The following is an 18,365-nucleotide window of genomic DNA, read 5'->3' as shown; positions in this document are numbered from 1 at the left end:
TCAAACCCAGGCAACCGTTCGGACTAGTGGGGAGAAAAACCTGCTTCGACCCAAGCTCTCTCACGGTCTCGTAACCAGAGGGAAGTACGGCCTGAAGCAGGCTAAGTTAAGACTTACAAGGGAAGTCTGGCCGCGCAGCGGACAGACCCGGATGCCGGGCGTAATGCTGTTCAGATAAGCACGGAGAGTACTTTGTAGGAGCGCGCCATGCGCGCGAATCGCGGGCGTGGCCCGCTCCTACAGATCCAACATCCAGCTTGAGTCGTTAAGTGAACAGCATTACGGCGAACGTACCGGGGCTTTTTCTTCCATCGACGATAGCAGCGGATACCCGCAGGCCATCAGTGCTTGATGGCAACCTCATAGAGGTAATCCGGCAACGGATCGATGACCACCTGCTGGCCCTGGTAATGGGCCTTCACCGCCTCGCACGGCACCACGCCATGCGGTACCCGCTGGTCACCCCCCAGGCGCTGGCGCGCCCGATAGTCGATCACGCACCCGTCGGCTTCCACCCAGAAGTGCGGCGACAGCACCTTACCGTCCAGCTCGACCTGCCCCAACATTGCTCGATACGGAATATGCTGCTTGGCCAGGCGCGTCACGACCAGGCGGCTCATCGCGTCGCATTCGACCTTCGCGGCATCCAGATCATCAAGCAAAGTCTTTAACTGGGGTTCGTTCATTTGCAGTGGCCCTCGGTTGGCCTCGGTGGTGTAAACGGAGCCACTATAGACCAAAGTCTAATGCGGTGAAATGCCGCAATTTTCTTGCCAACCATTTCTCAGGCCCCGCCCCACCCCTCGGCATTGGCCGAGCCACCCGCCACGAATGCGCCCCGCACAAAGCGGAAAACCGCGCAGACGACGGTGCCGTCAACGCGGTTTTCTGGAAGCGCCGGGCAGGGCTGGAGCGGGGTTTCAGTCCTGCTTGGCGCCGTGCGCCTGCTGGTCGGCGTGGTACGAGGAGCGCACCAGCGGGCCGGAGGCGATGTTCTTGAAGCCCATCTTCATGCCTTCCTCGGCAAGCCAGGCGAAGGTGTCGGGATGGACGAAGCGCTGTACCGGCAGGTGGTTGCGCGAGGGCTGCAGGTACTGGCCGAGGGTCAGCATGTCGATGTCGTGCTCGCGCATGCGCTGCATGACCTCGATGACCTCGTCGTCGGTCTCGCCCAGGCCGAGCATCAGCCCCGACTTGGTCGGCACGCCCGGCACGCGCTGCTTGAACTGCTCCAGCAGGTCCAGCGACCACTCGAAGTCCGAGCCCGGGCGCGAGGACTTGTACAGCCGCGGTACGGTTTCCAGGTTGTGGTTGAACACGTCCGGCGGCTCGCTGGCGGTGATGTCCAGGGCGATCTCCATGCGTCCGCGATAGTCCGGCACCAAGGTTTCCAACTGGATGCCGGGCGACAGCTTGCGGATCTCGCGCAGGCAATCGGCGAAGTGCTGGGCGCCGCCGTCACGCAGGTCGTCGCGGTCCACCGAGGTGATCACCACGTACTTCAGGCGCATGTCGGCGATGGCCTGGGCGAGGTTCTTCGGCTCGTCGGGGTCCAGCGCGTTGGGGCGGCCATGGCCGACGTCACAGAACGGGCAACGGCGGGTACAGATGTCGCCCATGATCATGAAGGTGGCGGTGCCGCTGGAGAAGCATTCGCCCAGGTTCGGGCAGGAGGCTTCCTCGCAGACGCTGTGCAGCTTGTGCTTGCGCAGGGTCTGCTTGATCTGATCGACCTCGGGGGAAACCGGGATGCGTACCCGGATCCAGTCGGGCTTCTTCGGCAGTTCGTCGGTGGGAATGATCTTCACCGGAATCCGCGCGACCTTCTCCGCTCCGCGCAGCTTGACGCCCGCCTCCACCTTGGCCGGCCGCTTGCCTGCCGTTTCTACACTACTCATATGCTTCGATTCCGCCCGCGAGGGTCTTCTGTTGCGCGTATCCGAGCTGCCGGACCAGTTGCGCCCGCAGCCGGTCGAGTACTTCAGAGAAGTCGACCGGACCGATCAGGTCACGCAGCTGGGTCATGGTCAGCCCTGCATAACCGCAGGGATTGATGCGCCGGAAGGGTTCGAGATCCATGTCCACGTTCAGCGCCAGGCCGTGGAAGGAGCGGCCGTTGCGAATGCGCAGGCCCAGGGAAGCGATCTTCGCGCCGTCGACGTAGACGCCCGGCGCCTCCGGCTTGGCTAGCGCCTCGACGCCATATTCGGCGAGCAGATCGATCAAGCTGCGTTCGATGCGGCTGACCAGCTCGCGCACGCCGATACCGAGCCGGCGCACGTCCAGCAGCAGGTAGCCGACCAGCTGGCCGGGGCCGTGGTAGGTCACCTGGCCGCCGCGGTCGACCTGCACCACCGGGATGTCGCCGGGGAACAGCAGGTGCTCGGCCTTGCCCGCCTGGCCCTGGGTGAATACCGACGGATGCTGCAGCAGCCAGATCTCATCGCCGCTGTCGGGCCCGCGGCTGTTGGTGAAATGCTGCATCGCCTGCCAGGCGGTGCGATAGTCGACCAGTCCCAGCTCACGCACACCCACGTCGTGGGTCATCACAGCACCATGTGAACACGACCGGTGGCGCGCAGGTCGACGTGAATGGCCTGCAATTGCTCGACGCCGGTGGCGGTGATCAGCACCTGCAGCGAAAGGAAGCGGCCATTGCGACTGTCGCGGGTGACCACCGTGGTTTCGTCGAAGTCCGGCGCGTGGCGCTGGATCACCTCGATCACGGCTTCGCGGAAACCCTCGCCGGCATCGCCGATCACCTTGATCGGGTAGCGCTCGCAGGGGAAATCGATCTTGGGTGCGGGAATATCGTTTTGGCTATCGGTCATGGCGAACGGACTCGTGATCCGCAGGCGCGCCGCGGCCGGATGGGCCAGGGCGCGCTCGAGCGTGGTCAGTTGAACAGGCTGTAGAAGAACAGGCGAATGCTATCCCAAAAACGCCGGAACAGCCCACCTTCTTCGACGGCCTCCAGGGCGACCAGGTCGCTGCTACGCAGCACCTTGTCGTCCAGCTTGACCTCGACCTTGCCGATCACGTCGCCCTGCTGGATCGGCGCGATCAGGGTGCCATCGAAACTCATCACCGCCTCCAGCTTTTCCACCTGGCCGCGCGGCAGGGTCATGGTCAGGTCCTGGGCCAGGCCGGCCTTGAGCTTGTCCTGCCGGCCCTTCCAGACTTGCGCCTGTGCCAGCTCCTGGCCCTTCTGGTAGAAGGTGCGGGTCTCGAAGAAGCGGAAGCCGTAGGTCAGCAGCTTCTGCGTCTCGGCGGCGCGCGCCTGCTCGCTGTCGGTGCCGAACACCACGGAAACCAGGCGCATGTCGTCGCGCACCGCGGATGCCACCAGGCAATAGCCGGCTTCTTCGGTATGCCCGGTCTTCAGGCCGTCGACGGTCTTGTCGCGCCACAGCAGCAGGTTGCGGTTGGGCTGCTTGATGTTGTTCCAGAAGAACTCCTTCTGCGCATAGATCGCGTAGTGCGCCGGGTCCGCATAGATGATCGCGCGGGCCAGCTTGGCCATGTCGTGGGCCGAGGAGTAGTGGTCCGGGTTCGGCAGGCCGGTGGCATTGACGAAATGCGTGTTGCTCATGCCCAGGCGCTGCGCGGTGCTGTTCATCAGGTCGGCGAAGGCTTCTTCGCTGCCGGCGATGTGTTCGGCCATCGCCACGCTGGCGTCATTGCCGGACTGGATGATGATGCCGTGCAGCAGATCGTCCACCGAGACCTGGGTATTGACCTGGATGAACATGCGCGAGCCGCCGGTGCGCCAGGCCTTCTCGCTGACGGTGACCATGTCGCTGTCGCTGATCTGGCCCTTCTGGATTTCCAGTGTGGCGATGTAGGCGGTCATCAGCTTGGTCAGGCTGGCCGGCGGCAGGCGCTCGTCGCCGTTGTGCTCCACCAGCACCTCGCCGCTGGCCGCGTCCATCAGCATGTAGGACTTGGCCGCCAGCTGCGGCGCCGACGGCACGATCGAGGCGGCCCAGGCGGCCGGAGCGAGCGTCAGCAAGGCGAGGATAACGAAGCGATTAACGAAGCTGGTGATGTTCATCCGAATCTCGAATTGGTGAAGTGAAACAGGGTATTGAAGGGTGCGGCTCAGTCGGCCGTGACACGCCTGGGCTGCCCCAGGTTGGCCAGGCGGACGCTCTGTTCGAGCTGCATGACCTCATCCGGCGTGCCGATGGGGCCCAGGCGTACCCGATGCAGGGTCTGCTGGTTGAGCACCACCGAGCTGATGAAGACCGGCGCAGAGACCACCTCGCTCAGCTTGTCCTTGAGCAGCTGTGCCGCATCCGGATTGGCGAAGGCGCCGACCTGGAGAAACAGGCCAGAGACTGCGGGCGAAGCGTTTTTTTTTGCGTCGATCTCGATCGGCACGACAGCGGCGGCATGCTGCTGGGGCGGTGGCGTGTATTGCTCGATGGGCTGTGCCAGGCGGCTGCCCGGCTGGGCCGAAGCCAGTTGCGGTTGCGCCAGCACCGTGGGCACCGGCCGTCCCTGCTCGGCCCACCACGCCTGCGGATCGATACCTTCGACCTTCACCCGCGCGGTCCCGCTTTCGGCATAGCCGAGCTTCTTCGCCGCGGCGAAGGAAAGATCGATGATGCGATCGGAATAGAACGGCCCGCGATCGTTGACCCGCAAGGTCACGCTCTTGCCATTGTCCAGGTTGGTGACCTTGACGTAGCTCGGCAGCGGCAGGGTCTTGTGCGCCGCGCTCATGCCGTACAGGTCGTATTTTTCGCCGTTGGCGGTCGGCTGGCCGTGGAACTTGGTGCCGTACCAGGAGGCGGTTCCGGTGGCCGAATAGCGGCGGCCGTCGCTGATCGGGTAGTAGGTCTTGCCCAGCACGGTGTAGGGGTTGGCCTTCACCGGCCCGTAGTGCGGCATGGGGATCGCGTCCGGGATCTGCGAGACATCCACGTCCCACCAGGGCGCGCCATCCTTGTGCGGACGGGCGTAATCGCCGGGACCGCTGGCCTTGTCCACTGGGCCGGTCGGCGCCGGGCTCGAGGAGCAACCAGCCAGCAGCGCGCCGGCGATACCCAGCGCCAGCCATCGGGAATGGAGCGTCATCGTCATTGTGCGCCTCGCGCTTCGGCCAGTTGCTGGGCCAGCTGATGGACCGCCATGGCGTACATCACGCTGCGGTTGTAGCGCGTGATGACGTAGAAGTTGGGGAGGCCCAGCCAGTATTCGTCGCCTTCGGCGCCTTCCAGGCGGAAGGCCGTCACGGCCGTTTCATCGGCCACCGGTTGCTCGAAGCGCCAGCCCAGCTCGCGCAGCTGGGCGACATTCTTCAGCGGTTCCAGGCCGGCGCTCAGGCCTTGCTCGTAGCGCTCGCCGGACACCTCGGCGCGCGCCACCACCGGCTCGCCGGCCGCCCAGCCGTGCTGCTTGAAGTAGCTGGCGGCGCTGCCGATGGCATCCACCGGGTTGTTCCAGATGTCGATGTGGCCATCGCCGTCGAAGTCCACCGCATAGGCGCGGAAGCTGCTCGGCATGAACTGCGGCAGGCCCATGGCGCCGGCGTAGGAGCCCTTGAGCGCGAGCGGATCGACCTGCTCCTCGCGGGCGAGCAGGAGGAACTCCTTGAGCTGCTGGCGGAAGAACGGCTGGCGCGGCGGGTAATCGAAGCCCAGCGTGGACAGCGCGTCGATGACCCGGTAGTTGCCGGTGTTGCGCCCGTAGAAGGTTTCCACGCCGATGATGGCGACGATCACTTCCGGCGGCACGCCGTATTCGGCCTCGGCACGCGCCAGCGCCTCGTGGTTTTCCCGCCAGAAGTCGACGCCCTGGGCGATGCGCGAGTCGGTGATGAAGATCGGCCGGTATTCCTTCCACGGCTTGACCCGCTCGGCCGGCCGCGAAATGGCATCGAGGATGACCTGCTTGCGTTCGGCCTGAGCGAACAGCGCGAGCAGCTGCTCGCCGGCGAAGCCGTAGTCGCGCGTCATCTCGGCGACGAACTCGTGCACGTTGGGCCCCGCGTAGTCCGCCGCCGACAGCGGCTGGGCCCCCACGACAGCGCCAGCCAAGCCCATGCCCCCGAGCATCCGTGCCACCCAGCCACGCCGTAATGAAATCAACGAATTCACTCTTATCAAACCTGCGCGATCCACTTGCGATGGGTGTGGATCGACATCAAAACCCCGAACCCTGACAGCAGGGTCACCAATGAAGTTCCACCATAGCTGATGAAGGGCAACGGCACCCCCACCACCGGCAGCAGCCCACTGACCATACCGATATTGACGAAAACGTAAACGAAGAATGTCATCGTCAACGCGCCGGCCAGCAGTTTTCCGAACAATGTCTGCGCCTGCACGGTGATCATCAGCCCGCGGGTGATCAGCAGCACGTACACCAGCAGCAGCAGGCAGACGCCCACCAGGCCGAACTCCTCGGCGAGCACCGCGATGATAAAGTCAGTATGGCTTTCCGGCAAAAAATCCAGGTGCGACTGGGTGCCGGCCAGCCAGCCCTTGCCGAACACCCCGCCCGAGCCGATCGCCGCCTTCGACTGGATGATGTTCCAGCCGGTGCCCAGCGGATCGCTTTCAGGGTCGAGGAAGGTCAGCACGCGCTGCTTCTGGTAGTCGCGCAGCACGAAGTACCACATGGCCACTGCGACGGGCACCACTGCGGTCACCGCGCCGATAATCCAGCGCCAGCGCAGCCCGCCGATGAACAGCACGAAGGCGCCCGAGGCGAGGATCAACAGCGCCGTGCCGAGGTCGGGCTGCTTGAGGATCAGCACGAAGGGAATCAGGATCAGCGCCAGGCTGATGGCGGTGTGCTTGATGCCCGGCGGCAGGCTGCGCGACGACAGGTACCAGGCGATGGTCATCGGCATGATGATCTTCATGAACTCGGACGGCTGGAAGCGGATCACCCCGGGGATGTTGATCCAGCGCGTGGCGCCCATCGCCGTGTGCCCCGCGACCTCCACCGCCATCAGCAGCGCCACCACCCCCAGGTAGCCCAGCGGCACCCAGCGCGCCATGAAGCGCGGTTCGAACTGGGCGATCACCAGCATCGCGCCGAGGCCGAGGCCGAAGGAACTCGCCTGCTTGATCACCAGGTCCCAGTTCTTGCCGCTGGCCGAATAGAGGATGAACAGGCTGCCGGCGGCCAGCACCAGCAACAGCAGCAGCAACAGGCCGTCGATATGCAGCCGCTGCAGCAGGCTGGCGCGGCGCCGCAGCACGTCGTCGCGCGACAGGGTTCGGTCGAAGTTGCCGCTCATGGCGCCTTGCCCTCCGCGGTCAGCGGCGGAGCGAACTCGGCCTTGAGCTTGCCCTCCTCGTCCAGCAGCCAGGCATCCATGACCTGCTTGGCCACCGGAGCGGCGACGCCGGAACCGGATTCGCCATTCTCGACCATCACCGCCACGGCGATCTTCGGGTCGTGCACCGGGGCGAAGGCGACGAACAACGCATGGTCGCGATGCCGCTCGGCCAGCTTGGCACTGTCGTACTTCTCGCCCTGCCGGATGGCCACCACCTGCGCGGTACCGCTCTTGCCGGCGATGCGGTAGGCCGAGCTGTCGCCGACCTTGCGCGCCGTGCCGCGCGGGCCGTGCAGGACCTGCTCCATGCCGTGCGCGGCGTAATCCCAGAAGCGCGGATCGCGCAGTTCGATGTCCGGCAGCGGCTCCGGATCCACCGGCGGTTCGCCATCGATGCTGCGCGCCAGGTGCGGACGAATCCACTTGCCGCGGGTGGCCACCAGGGCCGTGGCCTGGGCCAGCTGCAGCGGCGTGGCCTGCATGTAGCCCTGGCCGATGCCGAGGATCACGGTCTCGCCGGGATACCAGGGCTGGCGATAGCGCGCACGCTTCCATTCGCGCGACGGCATCAGCCCCGCGGTTTCCTCGTACATGTCCAGCGACACCCGCTGGCCCAGGCCGAAGCGGGTCATGTAGTCGTGCATGCGGTCGACACCCAGCTTATGCGCCATGTCATAGAAATAGGTGTCGTTGGAACGGGCGATGGCCAGGTCCAGGTCGACCCAGCCGTCACCGCTGCGGTTCCAGTTGCGGTACTTGTGCTGCACGTTGGGCAGCTGGAAGAAGCCCGGGTCGAACACCCGGCTGCTCGGCGTGATCACGCCAGCGTCGAGCCCGGCGACGGCCATCATCGGCTTGATGGTCGAGCCCGGCGGGTAGAGCCCGCGCAGCACCCGGTTGTACAGCGGCCGATCGATGGAGTCGCGCAGCTCGCCGTAGTCCTTGAAGCTGATGCCGGTGACGAACAGGTTGGGGTCGAAGCTCGGCTGGCTGACCATCGCCACCACCTCGCCGGAATCCGGCAGCAGCGCGACGATCGCCCCACGGCGCCCGCCCAGCGCCTGCTCGGCGGCCTGCTGCAGATCGAGATCCAGCGACAGGGTGATGTCCTTGCCCGGTATCGGGTCGGTGCGCTTGAGCACGCGCAGGACCCGCCCACGGGCATTGGTCTCGACCTCCTCGTAACCGACCTGGCCGTGCAGTTGGTCCTCGTAGAACTTCTCGATGCCGGTCTTGCCGATGTGGTGCGTGCCACTGTAGTTGACCGGATCGAGCTGCTTGAGCTCCTGCTCGTTGATCCGCCCGACATAGCCCACCGAATGGGCGAAGTGCGCACCTTGCGGGTAATGCCGGACCAGTTGTGCCGCCACCTCGACGCCGGGCAGGCGGAACTGGTTCACCGCGATACGGGCGATCTGTTCTTCCGACAGCTCGTACATGATCGGCACCGGCTCGAACGGCCGGCGCCCCTGCAGCACACGCTTCTCGAACAGCCCGCGCTCCTCCTCGCCCAGCGCCAGCACTTCGACCACCACATCGAGCACGGCCTTCCAGTCGCCGGCGCGCTCGCGGGTCACGGTCAGGCTGAAGCTCGGCCGGTTGTCGGCGATGACCCGGCCCTGGCGATCGAAGATCAGCCCGCGATTGGGCGGGATCGGCTGCACGTGGACGCGGTTGTTCTCGGAAAGCGTCGAGTGGTACTCGAACTGCACCACCTGCAGGTAGTACATCCGTGCCACCAGCACGCCGATCAGCAGCAACACGAAGGCAAGGCCCACCAGGACCCGGCGACGCACCAGGATGGCGTCCTTCTCGTGATCCTTGAGCTGAATCGGTTGCGGCATCGTGAAGGGGTTCGCGTACTACTTGTGATAGGGATGACCGGACAGCAGCGTCCAGGCACGGTAGATCTGTTCGCCGACCAGGATGCGCACCAGCGGGTGCGGCAGGGTCAGCGGCGACAACGACCAGCGCTGCTCGCTACGCGCGCAGACCTCCGGCGCCAACCCTTCCGGGCCGCCCACCATGAGGTTGACGTTGCGCGCATCGAGGCGCCAGCGCTCCAGCTCCGCGGCCAGCTGCTCGGTGCTCCAGGGTTTGCCGTGCACCTCCAGCGTGACGATGCGCTCGCCCGGCTGGACCTTGCCCAGCATGGCCTCGCCCTCCTGGCGAATCAACCGTGCCACGTCGGCATTCTTGCCGCGGGTATTGAGCGGTATCTCGTGCAGCTCCAACGGCAGCTCGGCGGGCAGGCGCTTGGCATACTCCTGCCAGCCGTCCTCGACCCAGCGCGGCATCTTCGAGCCGACGGCGATCAGCTTGATGCGCACGCCTACTCCGAATCGTGAGCGTGCTGCGCGCGGCTCTGCTCGGCACCCTGCCAGAGGCGCTCGAGGTCGTAGAACTGGCGGGTCGGCACCTGCATCACGTGAACCACCACGTCGCCGAGGTCGAGCAGCGCCCATTCGCCGCCTTCCAGGCCTTCGCTGCCCAGCGGGCGCACGCCCTGCTCCTTGGCCTTCTCCAGCACGTTCTCGGCCAGCGACTTGACGTGCCGGCTGGAATTGCCGCTGGCGATGATCATGTAATCGGTGACGCTGGTCTTGCCGCGCACATCGATGGTGGTGATGTCCTGGCCTTTCAGGTCTTCCAGGGCGGCGATCGCCAGCTGGACCAAAGTTTCGGTTTGCATAACGTGGAAACAACCTCAGTTCGACGCCCGGTACAGCCCGTGCGCGTTGATATAAGCCAGTACGGCATCGGGAACCAGGAATCGGACCGACTTGCCGCTGGCCAGCAATTGGCGAATCTGTGTGGCGGACACCTCCAGCGGCGTCTGCCAGACGAAGGCGATCTGCCCGCTGCCGCCGTACAGTGCCTGCGGATCGGGCACGCTGCGCGCGGCGAGCAGATCGCGCAGTTCCTGCGGCGCCTCGCTACCGGCATCCGGCCGCTGCAGCACGAGGATATGGCAGTGCTCGAGCAGCTCCTCCCAGCGATGCCAGGTGGGCAGCCCGCAGAAGGCGTCCCAGCCCACCACCAGCAGCAACTGGTCGTCCGCCGCCAGTTCGGCACGCAGGGAAATCAGCGTATCGATGGTGTAGGACGGTTTTTCCCGCTCCAGCTCGCGGGCATCCACGCACAGCGGCGGCAGGTCCTGCACCGCCAGGCGCACCATGGCCAGGCGGTCCTGCGCCGAGCAGCTGGGCGTATCGCGATGCGGCGGCCGGGCATTGGGGACCAGCCGCAGCTCGTCGAGGCCGAACATCTCGGCCACCTCCAGCGCACCGCGCAGGTGGCCGATGTGTACCGGATCGAAGGTGCCACCGAGAATACCGATGCGTCGGGCGCCGTTGCGTCGCGTCATCAAGTGCGCACGTGACCGTCGCCGAAGACCACGTACTTCTCGCTGGTCAGCCCTTCCAGGCCGACCGGGCCGCGGGCGTGCAGCTTGTCGGTGGAGATGCCGATCTCCGCCCCCAGGCCGTACTCGAAGCCATCGGCGAAACGCGTCGAGGCGTTGACCATCACCGAGCTGGAGTCGACCTCGGTGAGGAAACGCCGGGCGTCGCTGAAGCTCTCGGTGACGATCGCGTCGGTGTGCTGCGAGCCATAGCGATTGATGTGCTCGATGGCCGCGTCCAGCGAATCGACGATGCGGATCGACAGGATCGGCGCGTTGTATTCGGTGGCCCAGTCCTCCTCGCTGGCCTCGAGCACGTCGCGGCCGAGCAGTTCGCGGGTGCGCGGGCAACCGCGCAGCTCGACGCCCTTGTCGCGGTAGATGGCCGCCAGCGGCGGCAGCACCTGCGCGGCCAGCGCGCCGTGCACCAGCAGCGTCTCCATGGCGTTGCACGGCGCGTAGCGCTGGGTCTTGGCGTTGTCGGCGATGCGAATGGCCTTGTCCAGATCGGCGGCGACGTCGATGTAGACGTGGCAGATGCCGTCCAGGTGCTTGATCACCGGCACCTTGGCGTCGCGGCTGATACGCTCGATCAGGCCCTTGCCGCCGCGCGGCACGATCACGTCGACGTATTCCGGCATGGCGATCAGTGCGCCGACCGCGGCGCGGTCGGTGGTCTCCACCACCTGCACGGCAGCAGCCGGCAGCCCGGCTTCGGCCAGGCCCAGCTGGATGCAGCGGGCGATCGCCTGGTTGGAATGGATCGCCTCGGAACCGCCGCGCAGGATGGTCGCGTTGCCCGACTTCAGGCACAGGCTGGCGGCATCGATGGTCACGTTGGGGCGCGACTCGTAGATGATCCCGACCACGCCCAGCGGCACGCGCATCTTGCCGACCTGGATACCCGACGGCATGTAGCGCATGTCGCGGATCTCGCCGATCGGGTCCGGCAGCGCGGCGACCTGGCGCAGCCCTTCGATCATGCCGTCGATCACCTTGGGCGTCAGTGCCAGGCGATCGAGCATCGCCGCATCCAGGCCGTTGGCGCGGCCACCGGCCAGGTCCTTCTGGTTGGCGGCGGCCAGCTCGTCGCGGGCGGCGTCGAGCGCGGCGGCGGCGGCCTGCAGGGCACGGTTCTTCTGCGCGGTGCTGGCACGCGCGAGCACCCGCGAGGCCTCGCGCGCGGCGCGGCCCAGGCGGGTCATGTAGTCGAGCACGGACTCGGTCATGGTCTTGCTGGCCTGACTGAAGGGAAAGCGGCTGATTATAGCCACCCCGGCTGCCCGCGCACAGCGGCGCCGGGCGAAAGGACGACGAATCCCCGCTACGCATCGGCACGGGCGCCGTTCGTGCCGCCGCGGCCAGGGCGGACGACGCTATCATCGCCCGACGAAACCCATGGTCCCGTGGCCAGGTCGAAAGGCCGTCCCGACTCAAGGAATGCCGAATGAGCCAATGGCTCGACACCCTCACCCAGTGGCTCGCCGCCCATCCGCAATGGCTGGGCCTGGCCCTGCTCGCGGTAGCCTGCATGGAGTGCCTGGCCGTGGTCGGCCTGCTCGTTCCCGGTACCGTCCTGATCTTCGCCATCGCCGTGCTGGCCGGCAGCGGCGTGCTGAGCCTCGGCGAAACGCTGGTGCTGGGCTTCATCGGCGGGCTGACCGGCGACCTGCTGTCCTACGCCCTCGGCCGCCGTTATCACCAGGGTATCCGCAGCCTGCGCGGCCTGCGCGACCATCCCGAATGGCTGCTGCGCGCCGAGCACTATTTCCAGCGCTATGGCGTCGCCAGCCTGCTGGTGGGGCGTTTCATCGGCCCGTTGCGGCCCATGCTGCCGATGACCGCCGGCATGCTCGACATGCCCTTCGGCCGCTTCCTGCTGGTCAGCCTGTGCGCCGCGGCCGGCTGGTCGATGGCCTACCTGTTGCCCGGCTGGAGCGCCGGCGCCGCCTGGCGGCTGCCGCTGGCCGAAGGCTTCTGGAGCGAGGCGGCAATGGTCATCGGGGCGTTGCTGATACTGGTCACGGCAACGGTGCTCGGCAGTCTGCGGCAATTGCGTTGGGTCAGCGCGCTGTCAGCCGGGCTGAGCCTGGCGATCCTGCTCGGGCTGTTCCTCGGCTGGCCGCACCTGAAGGAACTCGACGAGGGCCTGCTCGCGGTCATCCAGGGCGAACGCAGCGCGCTGCTCGACCGGCAGATGGTGGTCGTCACCCGCGCCGGTGACTTCCACACCCAGTTGTGGGCCGGGGTGCTGCTCGGTGCGCTGTTGCTGCTGTCGCGACAGTGGCGCGCGGCGCTGTTCGCCATCCTCACCCTGCTCGGCACCGCGCTGGCCAACGGCGCGCTGAAGGCGGCGTTCGCCCGTGTCCGCCCCGAGGTGCTCATGGAGCCGCTGAGCAGCTACAGCTTCCCCAGCGGGCACAGCTCGGCGGCCTTCGCCTTCTTCCTCACCCTCGGCGTGCTCGCCGGCCGCGACCAGCCGCCGCGCCTGCGCCTGGCCTGGCTGTTACTGGCCTGCCTGCCGGCAACCGCCATCGCCCTCTCGCGGGTCTACCTGGGCGTGCACTGGGCCACCGACGTCACCGCCGGCGCGCTGCTCGCCGCCGGCATCTGCGCGGCCAGCCTGACCCTGGTGCAATGGCGCAGCCCGCTGGCGGCACTGTCGCCCAGGGTGTGGTGGCTGGTCCTGCCGGCCTGCCTCGGCCTGCTCGGCGCGTTCAGCATCTGGGCATTACCGACGGCGATGCAGATGTATCGGTATCAGTAGATCTGGCGCGTCATGGATGCGACCGGGGGTTCGCGAGTAGGTTGGCGCTGAGCGCAGCGAAGCCCAATAGGGATCGGATCGGCATGGACATGTTGGGCTTCGTCGCTGCGCGCCCCGACCCAACCTACGCGCTCGTACGAAACGCCAACAGACCCTAACCCTCCTGCAACCGCTCGAGCAGGATCTGGATCTGCTCCAGCTGCAGCTCCGGCTCATCCAGCCCCAGCAATTCGATCTTCTGCTCGGCCTCGAACGGCAACAGATAGGCCAATTGGCTGGCCAGCGCCCGCTGCCCAGTGGCCGACCGCCCCATGCCGAGGCTCTCGACCATCGGATGCTGGCCGAGCGCTTCGAGCAACACCGCAAGATCGGCATGCTGTCCGGTCAGCGGCCGCTCGGCGAGTTCGGCGCGCCAGTTCACCTGGGCCACGGTCAACTGGTCGTGCAGCACCTCGAACGACTGCACGTCGAAACGCCGCCCGCCTTCGACGCGGATGCCGAGCAGGCCATTGGACAACTGCTGCCAGTCGCGGATCAGCGCCTCGCAACCGACAGCGGCGAACGCCGTCGGCGCCGCGCCGACCTCGCGGCCCTCGAGGATGCGCACCACGCCGAAGCCATGCCCGGCCTTCAGGCACTGGCTGACCATGTCCAGGTAGCGCGCCTCGAAGATCTGCAGGTCGAGGATGCAGCCGGGAAACAGCACGGTATCCAGCGGAAACAACGGCAATCTCATGCAAGCTCCATCACAGCAACAGGGCTACGGCCAGCGGCAGCAGCACCGCGGTCATCACCCCCATCAGGCTCATGGCCAGCGCCGCGAAGGCACCGCACTCGTCGCTTTCCTGCAGCGCCTGCGCGGTGCCCACGGCGTGGGCGGTCAGGCCCAGGGCAATACCGCGGGCCGCAGGATGCTGAACCCCGAAACGGCGCAACAGTTCCGGACCGAGAATCGCCCCGAGCACGCCGGTGATCATCACGAACACCGCTGCCAGCGCCACCACGCCGCCGATCTGCTCGGCCACCAGCATGGCGATCGGCGAGGTCACCGACTTCGGCGCCAGCGTCATCAGGATCATCTCGTCGGCGCCGAACGCCCAGGCCAGCGCCATGCCCAGCGCGGTGGCGAAGGTCCCGGCGACCAGCAGGGTGATCACGATCGGCCCGAACAGCTCGCGGATACGCCGCAGGTTCAGGTACAGCGGCACCGCCAGCGCTACCGTGGCCGGTCCCAGCAGGATCGTCAGCCATTGCGCGCTGATGCGGTATTCCGCGTAGTCGAGGCCGCAGAGCAGCAACACGCCGACGATCAGCGTCATCGACACCAGCACCGGCTGCAGGAACACCCAGCGGGTCTTCTCGTAGGCCGCATAGGCCAGCTGGAAGATCACCAGGGTGATGCCCACGCCGAACAGCGGGTGATGGATCAGCGCCTGCCAGGCCGCGTGCCAGTGCAATTGCATCATGCGCGCTCCTGGCGGCGCTGCTTGCGCCCGATCAACAGCTGCATCAGCCAACCGGTGAAGACCAGCGAGACCAGCAGCGAAATCACCAATACTCCGACGATCGCCCAGAAATCGGCGAGGATCTCCTCGGTATAGGCCATCACACCCACCGCCGGCGGCACCAGCAGCAACGGCAGGTAACGCAGCAAGCTGCTCGCCGCCAGTTGCAGCGACTCGCTGGCCCGGCCACGTGCCAGCAGCCCGGCGAACAGCAGCACCAGCCCGATGATCGGCCCCGGCAGCATGGGCAGGAACAGCACGTTGAGCACGGTGCCGAGCAGCTGGAACACGACCAGCCAGGTCAGGCCTCTAAGCAGCATGGGGAGCCTCCGGCAAATGTCCGCCAGTATAAGCCGCAACGCCGGCAGACGCCCGCGCCGCGCTATGGCGGGTCATTCGCGCCGCCGATGCTGCTTGCCCCGATGCGCGCTGCACGCTGATCTAGGTCGCAGCCCCAACGCCAATCACAAGAAAAACCCCGGAGGCCGCATGCCACAAGTACCCGTCGCACAGCTCAAGGACCATATCGGCAAGGAGCTGGGCCGCTCCGCCTGGTTCACCATCGACCAGCAACGCGTCGACCAGTTCGCCGACTGCACCGGCGACCACCAGTTCATCCACGTCGACCCCGAGAAAGCCGCGCAGACGCCGTTCGGCGGCACCATCGCCCACGGTTTCCTCTCGCTGTCGCTGATGCCGATGCTGATGGGCGATCTGCTGGTGGTCCCCGAGGGCACCCGGATGGGCGTCAACTACGGCCTCGACAGCCTGCGCTTCATCCAGCCGGTACGCGTCGGCTCGCGGGTGCGCCTGGCACTGACGCTGCTCGACGCCTATGAGAAGAATCCCGGCCAGTGGCTGCTCAAGGCGCGTGCCGAGATGGAGATCGAGGGCTCGGAAAAACCCGCCTACATCGCCGAAACCCTGGCGCTGTGCATTCTCTGAGCTGCGCGCGAATGTCGCAGCCCGCCGCGTTTGCGGCATACTGCGGACATCCTGCCTGAGCGGATGCCCGCATGCGTCGCCTTCTCCCGCTACTGCTGACCTGCCTGCTCGCCGCCTGCGGCGAGGGCGAACCCCTCACCCCGCCGAATGCCGTACTGCCCGATGGCGGGCGCTACCGCGGCGAGGTGGTCGATGGCCTGCTGCAGGGCAGCGGCCGCATCGACTACCCCAATGGCAGCTACTACCTCGGGCAATTCAAGGATGGCCAGTGGCACGGCCTGGGCAGCTGGTCCGGCGCCAATGGCGACCGTTACGAGGGCGAGTTCAGGCACGGCCTGTTCGACGGCCTCGGCCGCTTCAGCTATGCCGAAGGCGGTGTCTACGAAGGGCAATTCCAGCGCGGCAGCATGCATGGTCATGGGCGCTTCAGCCAGGACGGCACGGTCTACGAGGGCGAATTCCGCGACAACCTCTATCACGGCCAGGGCAGCCTGGAATATGCCGACGGCCTGCGCCACCAGGGGCTCTTCAGCAAGGGCCAGCCGCAGGGCCCCGGCACCCGCAGCGACACCGACGGCCAGTTCGCCGGGGACTTCCGCGACGGCAGCCTGAACGGCGAAGGCAGCTACCTGGCCAGCAGCGGCGAGCGCTACAGCGGCCAGTTCGAGCATGACCAGTTCCACGGCCAGGGCCGCTACGAGGACACCCAAGGCAACGTCTGGAGCGGCACCTTCGAGCACGGCGAGCTGAACGGCACCGGCAGCCACCTCGCCAGCGACGGCAGCCGCTATGCCGGCCAGTTCCAGCACTGGCGCTACCATGGCCAGGGCCGCCTCGACCGTCCGGACGGCAGCTTCTACACCGGCGGCTTCCGCCAGGGCCGCTTCGCCGGTGAAGGCGTGCTGACGCTCGCCGACGGCAGCCGGCAGCGCGGCGTCTGGCGCAACGACCGACGTATCCGCGACGAACAGGGCCGGGCGCTGCCGGACCCGCTGGAACTCGCCCTGCTCGACCAGGGGCGGCTGCTCGACGAGGCCATCGCCGCCCTGCCCGCCTCTACCGCGGCGGCGGAGCTCTACTCGCTGACCGTCGCCGGCGACGGCCGCCAGAGTGTGTTCCTGCGCGAAACCGACTACGTGCAGCGCCTGCTCGGCGAGCGCTTCGCCGCCCACGGGCAGCTCAGCCTGGCCAACCACCGCGACCACCTCAGCGACCGGCCGCTGGCCACCCGCGAGAACCTGGCGCGGGCGATCCGCGCACTGGCCGAACGCAGCGGCGAGGAAGACCTGATCTTCCTCTACCTCACCAGCCATGGCTCGGCGGATCACCAACTGGTGCTCGAGCAACCGCGCCTGAGCCTCGACGACCTTTCCGCGCAGGACCTCGCGCAGTTGCTGGAGCCGCTCGCGGCCCGCGATACGCTGGTGGTGATTTCCGCCTGCTATTCGGGCGGCTTCATCGAACCGCTGAAGAGCCCGCGCACCCTGGTGATGACCGCCGCGCGCGCCGACCGGGTGTCCTTCGGCTGCTCGGAGGAAAGCGACTTCACCTATTTCGGCCGCGCGCTGTTCGCCGAGGCGCTGCAGGAGACCGACGATATCGTGCAGGCCTTCACGCTGGCGAAGGCCAAGGTTGCCGAACGCGAGCGCGCCGACGACTATCAGGCTTCGGAACCGCAGATATGGGCGCCCGAAACGGTTGTCGAACGCTGGCGGCACGTTCAGCGGCAGCGAACCGCGACCACTCAATGATCGCCACAGGAGCGAAAGCATGTATCTGACGCCACAGCGTATTCTGCTTGCCGGCGCCACCGGACTGGCTGGCGAGCACCTGCTCGATCGCCTGCTCAACGAGCCCACCGTCGAGCGCGTGCTGGCGCCCACGCGCAAGCCGCTGGCCGCCCACCCGCGCCTGGAAAACCCGGTCGGCGAACTGCGCGCCTTGCTGCCGCAGCTGTCCGGCGAGATCGACACCGCCTACTGCTGCCTCGGCAGCACGCGCAAGCAGGCCGGCAGCGACGACGCCTTTCGCGCCATCGACCATGACCTGGTGGTGGCCTTCGCCCGCCGCGCCCGCGAGCTGGGCGCGCGCCACCTGCTGGTGATCAGCTCGCTGGGCGCCGACCCGGACAGTTCGATCTTCTATTGTCGGGTGAAGGGCGAGATGGAAGCGGCGCTGCAGCAACAGGACTGGCCGCAACTGACCATCGCCCGCCCCTCGCAGCTGCTCGGCCCGCGCCTGGAGCTGCGCCTGGCCGAGCGCATCGCCGCGCCGCTGTCGCAGTTGCTGCCGGGCAAATACCACGGCATCGAGGCCTGCACCCTGGCCCGCGCGCTCTGGCGCCTGGCGCTGGAGGAAGGCGACGGCGTGCGGATCGTCGAATCGGATGAATTGAGGAAGCTGGGGAAGTAGGCTTCGGGCTTCGGGCTTCAAGCTTCAAGCTTCAAG

Annotated in this window: 20 protein-coding genes; 4 read left to right on the top strand and 16 right to left on the bottom strand. The window is 66.8% G+C overall.

All coding sequences use genetic code 11. The features are described from left to right. Nucleotides 1-341: 341 nt before the first annotated feature. The 13 genes from CXK94_RS20070 to CXK94_RS20010 form a co-directional block, all read right to left on the bottom strand. On the bottom strand, nt 342-686 hold the full coding sequence (locus CXK94_RS20070) for a hypothetical protein (RefSeq protein ID WP_037044523.1): 345 nt from the start codon (nt 684-686) through the stop codon (nt 342-344). Between the two features lie 234 nt (nt 687-920). After that, complete coding sequence (gene lipA / locus CXK94_RS20065; RefSeq protein ID WP_037044525.1) at nt 921-1,898, bottom strand: lipoyl synthase; 978 nt, start codon at nt 1,896-1,898, stop codon at nt 921-923. Next, nucleotides 1,891-2,547 (bottom strand): lipoyl(octanoyl) transferase LipB, encoded by a 657-nt coding sequence (gene lipB, locus CXK94_RS20060; RefSeq protein WP_102895620.1) that lies wholly within the window; start codon nt 2,545-2,547, stop codon nt 1,891-1,893. The genes lipA and lipB overlap by 8 nt, the downstream gene beginning before the upstream one ends. After that, nucleotides 2,547-2,831 carry a DUF493 domain-containing protein gene (locus tag CXK94_RS20055; protein ID WP_037044528.1) on the bottom strand — a complete coding sequence of 95 codons (285 nt, stop codon included), beginning with the start codon at nt 2,829-2,831 and terminating at the stop codon, nt 2,547-2,549. Before CXK94_RS20055 ends, lipB begins: the two co-directional genes overlap by 1 nt. A 65-nt stretch (nt 2,832-2,896) precedes the next feature. Next, nucleotides 2,897-4,054, bottom strand: a complete 1,158-nt coding sequence (locus CXK94_RS20050; protein WP_102895619.1) for a D-alanyl-D-alanine carboxypeptidase family protein — start codon at nt 4,052-4,054, stop codon at nt 2,897-2,899. A gap of 47 nt (nt 4,055-4,101) precedes the next feature. Next, complete coding sequence (locus tag CXK94_RS20045; protein WP_102895618.1) at nt 4,102-5,082, bottom strand: septal ring lytic transglycosylase RlpA family protein; 981 nt, start codon at nt 5,080-5,082, stop codon at nt 4,102-4,104. Between the two features lie 2 nt (nt 5,083-5,084). Beyond that, nucleotides 5,085-6,062, bottom strand: coding sequence for a lytic murein transglycosylase B (gene mltB / locus CXK94_RS20040; protein ID WP_037044530.1), 978 nt, complete (start codon nt 6,060-6,062; stop codon nt 5,085-5,087). 47 nt (nt 6,063-6,109) lie between these two features. Then, a complete protein-coding gene (rodA, locus tag CXK94_RS20035; RefSeq protein WP_102895617.1) occupies nt 6,110-7,255 on the bottom strand; it encodes a rod shape-determining protein RodA in 1,146 nt (381 codons plus the stop codon). Continuing rightward, entirely contained in the window at nt 7,252-9,141 is a 1,890-nt protein-coding gene (gene mrdA / locus CXK94_RS20030; RefSeq protein WP_102895616.1) for a penicillin-binding protein 2, read from the bottom strand. Before mrdA ends, rodA begins: the two co-directional genes overlap by 4 nt. A gap of 18 nt (nt 9,142-9,159) precedes the next feature. Further along, on the bottom strand, nt 9,160-9,627 hold the full coding sequence (gene rlmH, locus CXK94_RS20025) for a 23S rRNA (pseudouridine(1915)-N(3))-methyltransferase RlmH (RefSeq protein WP_037044531.1): 468 nt from the start codon (nt 9,625-9,627) through the stop codon (nt 9,160-9,162). Nucleotides 9,628-9,629: 2 nt separating this feature from the next. Beyond that, on the bottom strand, nt 9,630-9,989 hold the full coding sequence (gene rsfS / locus CXK94_RS20020; RefSeq protein WP_037044532.1) for a ribosome silencing factor: 360 nt from the start codon (nt 9,987-9,989) through the stop codon (nt 9,630-9,632). A 15-nt stretch (nt 9,990-10,004) separates the two neighbouring features. Next, a complete protein-coding gene (nadD, locus tag CXK94_RS20015) occupies nt 10,005-10,664 on the bottom strand; it encodes a nicotinate-nucleotide adenylyltransferase (protein ID WP_102895615.1) in 660 nt (219 codons plus the stop codon). Next, nucleotides 10,664-11,929, bottom strand: coding sequence for a glutamate-5-semialdehyde dehydrogenase (locus CXK94_RS20010; RefSeq protein WP_102895614.1), 1,266 nt, complete (start codon nt 11,927-11,929; stop codon nt 10,664-10,666). Before CXK94_RS20010 ends, nadD begins: the two co-directional genes overlap by 1 nt. Before the next feature lie 218 nt (nt 11,930-12,147). Here CXK94_RS20010 and CXK94_RS20005 point away from each other — a divergent pair, with 218 nt between their 5' ends. Then, complete coding sequence (locus CXK94_RS20005; RefSeq protein WP_102895613.1) at nt 12,148-13,467, top strand: bifunctional DedA family/phosphatase PAP2 family protein; 1,320 nt, start codon at nt 12,148-12,150, stop codon at nt 13,465-13,467. 154 nt (nt 13,468-13,621) lie between these two features. On the opposite strand, the gene CXK94_RS20000 is transcribed toward CXK94_RS20005, so the two are convergent. The 3 genes from CXK94_RS20000 to CXK94_RS19990 are packed head-to-tail and all read right to left on the bottom strand — an operon-like array spanning nt 13,622 to nt 15,292. Beyond that, nucleotides 13,622-14,203, bottom strand: coding sequence for an LON peptidase substrate-binding domain-containing protein (locus tag CXK94_RS20000; protein ID WP_037042699.1), 582 nt, complete (start codon nt 14,201-14,203; stop codon nt 13,622-13,624). Nucleotides 14,204-14,213: 10 nt separating this feature from the next. Beyond that, nucleotides 14,214-14,924, bottom strand: a complete 711-nt coding sequence (locus CXK94_RS19995; protein ID WP_164838464.1) for an LrgB family protein — start codon at nt 14,922-14,924, stop codon at nt 14,214-14,216. Nucleotides 14,925-14,929: 5 nt separating this feature from the next. Beyond that, nucleotides 14,930-15,292: a CidA/LrgA family protein gene (locus CXK94_RS19990; RefSeq protein WP_037042696.1), complete on the bottom strand. Its 363-nt coding sequence runs from the start codon at nt 15,290-15,292 to the stop codon at nt 14,930-14,932. 169 nt (nt 15,293-15,461) lie between these two features. Here CXK94_RS19990 and CXK94_RS19985 point away from each other — a divergent pair, with 169 nt between their 5' ends. From CXK94_RS19985 to CXK94_RS19975, 3 genes are all read left to right on the top strand, one after another. Continuing rightward, nucleotides 15,462-15,917 (top strand): MaoC family dehydratase, encoded by a 456-nt coding sequence (locus CXK94_RS19985; protein WP_102895611.1) that lies wholly within the window; start codon nt 15,462-15,464, stop codon nt 15,915-15,917. 71 nt (nt 15,918-15,988) lie between these two features. Continuing rightward, nucleotides 15,989-17,668: a C13 family peptidase gene (locus CXK94_RS19980; RefSeq protein WP_037042693.1), complete on the top strand. Its 1,680-nt coding sequence runs from the start codon at nt 15,989-15,991 to the stop codon at nt 17,666-17,668. Nucleotides 17,669-17,687: 19 nt separating this feature from the next. Continuing rightward, nucleotides 17,688-18,329: an oxidoreductase gene (locus tag CXK94_RS19975; protein WP_037042691.1), complete on the top strand. Its 642-nt coding sequence runs from the start codon at nt 17,688-17,690 to the stop codon at nt 18,327-18,329. Nucleotides 18,330-18,365: the final 36 nt, after the last annotated feature.

Source organism: Stutzerimonas stutzeri (genome assembly GCF_002890915.1).
Classification (GTDB): domain Bacteria; phylum Pseudomonadota; class Gammaproteobacteria; order Pseudomonadales; family Pseudomonadaceae; genus Stutzerimonas; species Stutzerimonas stutzeri_AF.
Note: the sequence above shows the minus strand (reverse complement) of the source record. Positions and strands in the feature narration are given on the sequence as shown.

What these genes read in the sequence shown, in the direction of transcription:
- CXK94_RS20055 (WP_037044528.1), bottom strand. Translation starts at nt 2,831, where the DNA reads ATGACCGATAGCCAAAACGATATTCCCGCACCCAAGATCGATTTCCCC.
- nadD (WP_102895615.1), bottom strand. Translation starts at nt 10,664, where the DNA reads ATGACGCGACGCAACGGCGCCCGACGCATCGGTATTCTCGGTGGCACC.
- lipA (WP_037044525.1), bottom strand. Translation starts at nt 1,898, where the DNA reads ATGAGTAGTGTAGAAACGGCAGGCAAGCGGCCGGCCAAGGTGGAGGCG.
- CXK94_RS20070 (WP_037044523.1), bottom strand. Translation starts at nt 686, where the DNA reads ATGAACGAACCCCAGTTAAAGACTTTGCTTGATGATCTGGATGCCGCG.
- CXK94_RS20050 (WP_102895619.1), bottom strand. Translation starts at nt 4,054, where the DNA reads ATGAACATCACCAGCTTCGTTAATCGCTTCGTTATCCTCGCCTTGCTG.
- CXK94_RS19990 (WP_037042696.1), bottom strand. Translation starts at nt 15,292, where the DNA reads ATGCTGCTTAGAGGCCTGACCTGGCTGGTCGTGTTCCAGCTGCTCGGC.
- rodA (WP_102895617.1), bottom strand. Translation starts at nt 7,255, where the DNA reads ATGAGCGGCAACTTCGACCGAACCCTGTCGCGCGACGACGTGCTGCGG.
- lipB (WP_102895620.1), bottom strand. Translation starts at nt 2,547, where the DNA reads ATGACCCACGACGTGGGTGTGCGTGAGCTGGGACTGGTCGACTATCGC.
- CXK94_RS19980 (WP_037042693.1), top strand. Translation starts at nt 15,989, where the DNA reads ATGCGTCGCCTTCTCCCGCTACTGCTGACCTGCCTGCTCGCCGCCTGC.
- CXK94_RS20005 (WP_102895613.1), top strand. Translation starts at nt 12,148, where the DNA reads ATGAGCCAATGGCTCGACACCCTCACCCAGTGGCTCGCCGCCCATCCG.
- mrdA (WP_102895616.1), bottom strand. Translation starts at nt 9,141, where the DNA reads ATGCCGCAACCGATTCAGCTCAAGGATCACGAGAAGGACGCCATCCTG.
- mltB (WP_037044530.1), bottom strand. Translation starts at nt 6,062, where the DNA reads ATGCTCGGGGGCATGGGCTTGGCTGGCGCTGTCGTGGGGGCCCAGCCG.
- CXK94_RS20000 (WP_037042699.1), bottom strand. Translation starts at nt 14,203, where the DNA reads ATGAGATTGCCGTTGTTTCCGCTGGATACCGTGCTGTTTCCCGGCTGC.
- CXK94_RS20045 (WP_102895618.1), bottom strand. Translation starts at nt 5,082, where the DNA reads ATGACGCTCCATTCCCGATGGCTGGCGCTGGGTATCGCCGGCGCGCTG.
- CXK94_RS20010 (WP_102895614.1), bottom strand. Translation starts at nt 11,929, where the DNA reads ATGACCGAGTCCGTGCTCGACTACATGACCCGCCTGGGCCGCGCCGCG.
- CXK94_RS19975 (WP_037042691.1), top strand. Translation starts at nt 17,688, where the DNA reads ATGTATCTGACGCCACAGCGTATTCTGCTTGCCGGCGCCACCGGACTG.
- rsfS (WP_037044532.1), bottom strand. Translation starts at nt 9,989, where the DNA reads ATGCAAACCGAAACTTTGGTCCAGCTGGCGATCGCCGCCCTGGAAGAC.
- CXK94_RS19985 (WP_102895611.1), top strand. Translation starts at nt 15,462, where the DNA reads ATGCCACAAGTACCCGTCGCACAGCTCAAGGACCATATCGGCAAGGAG.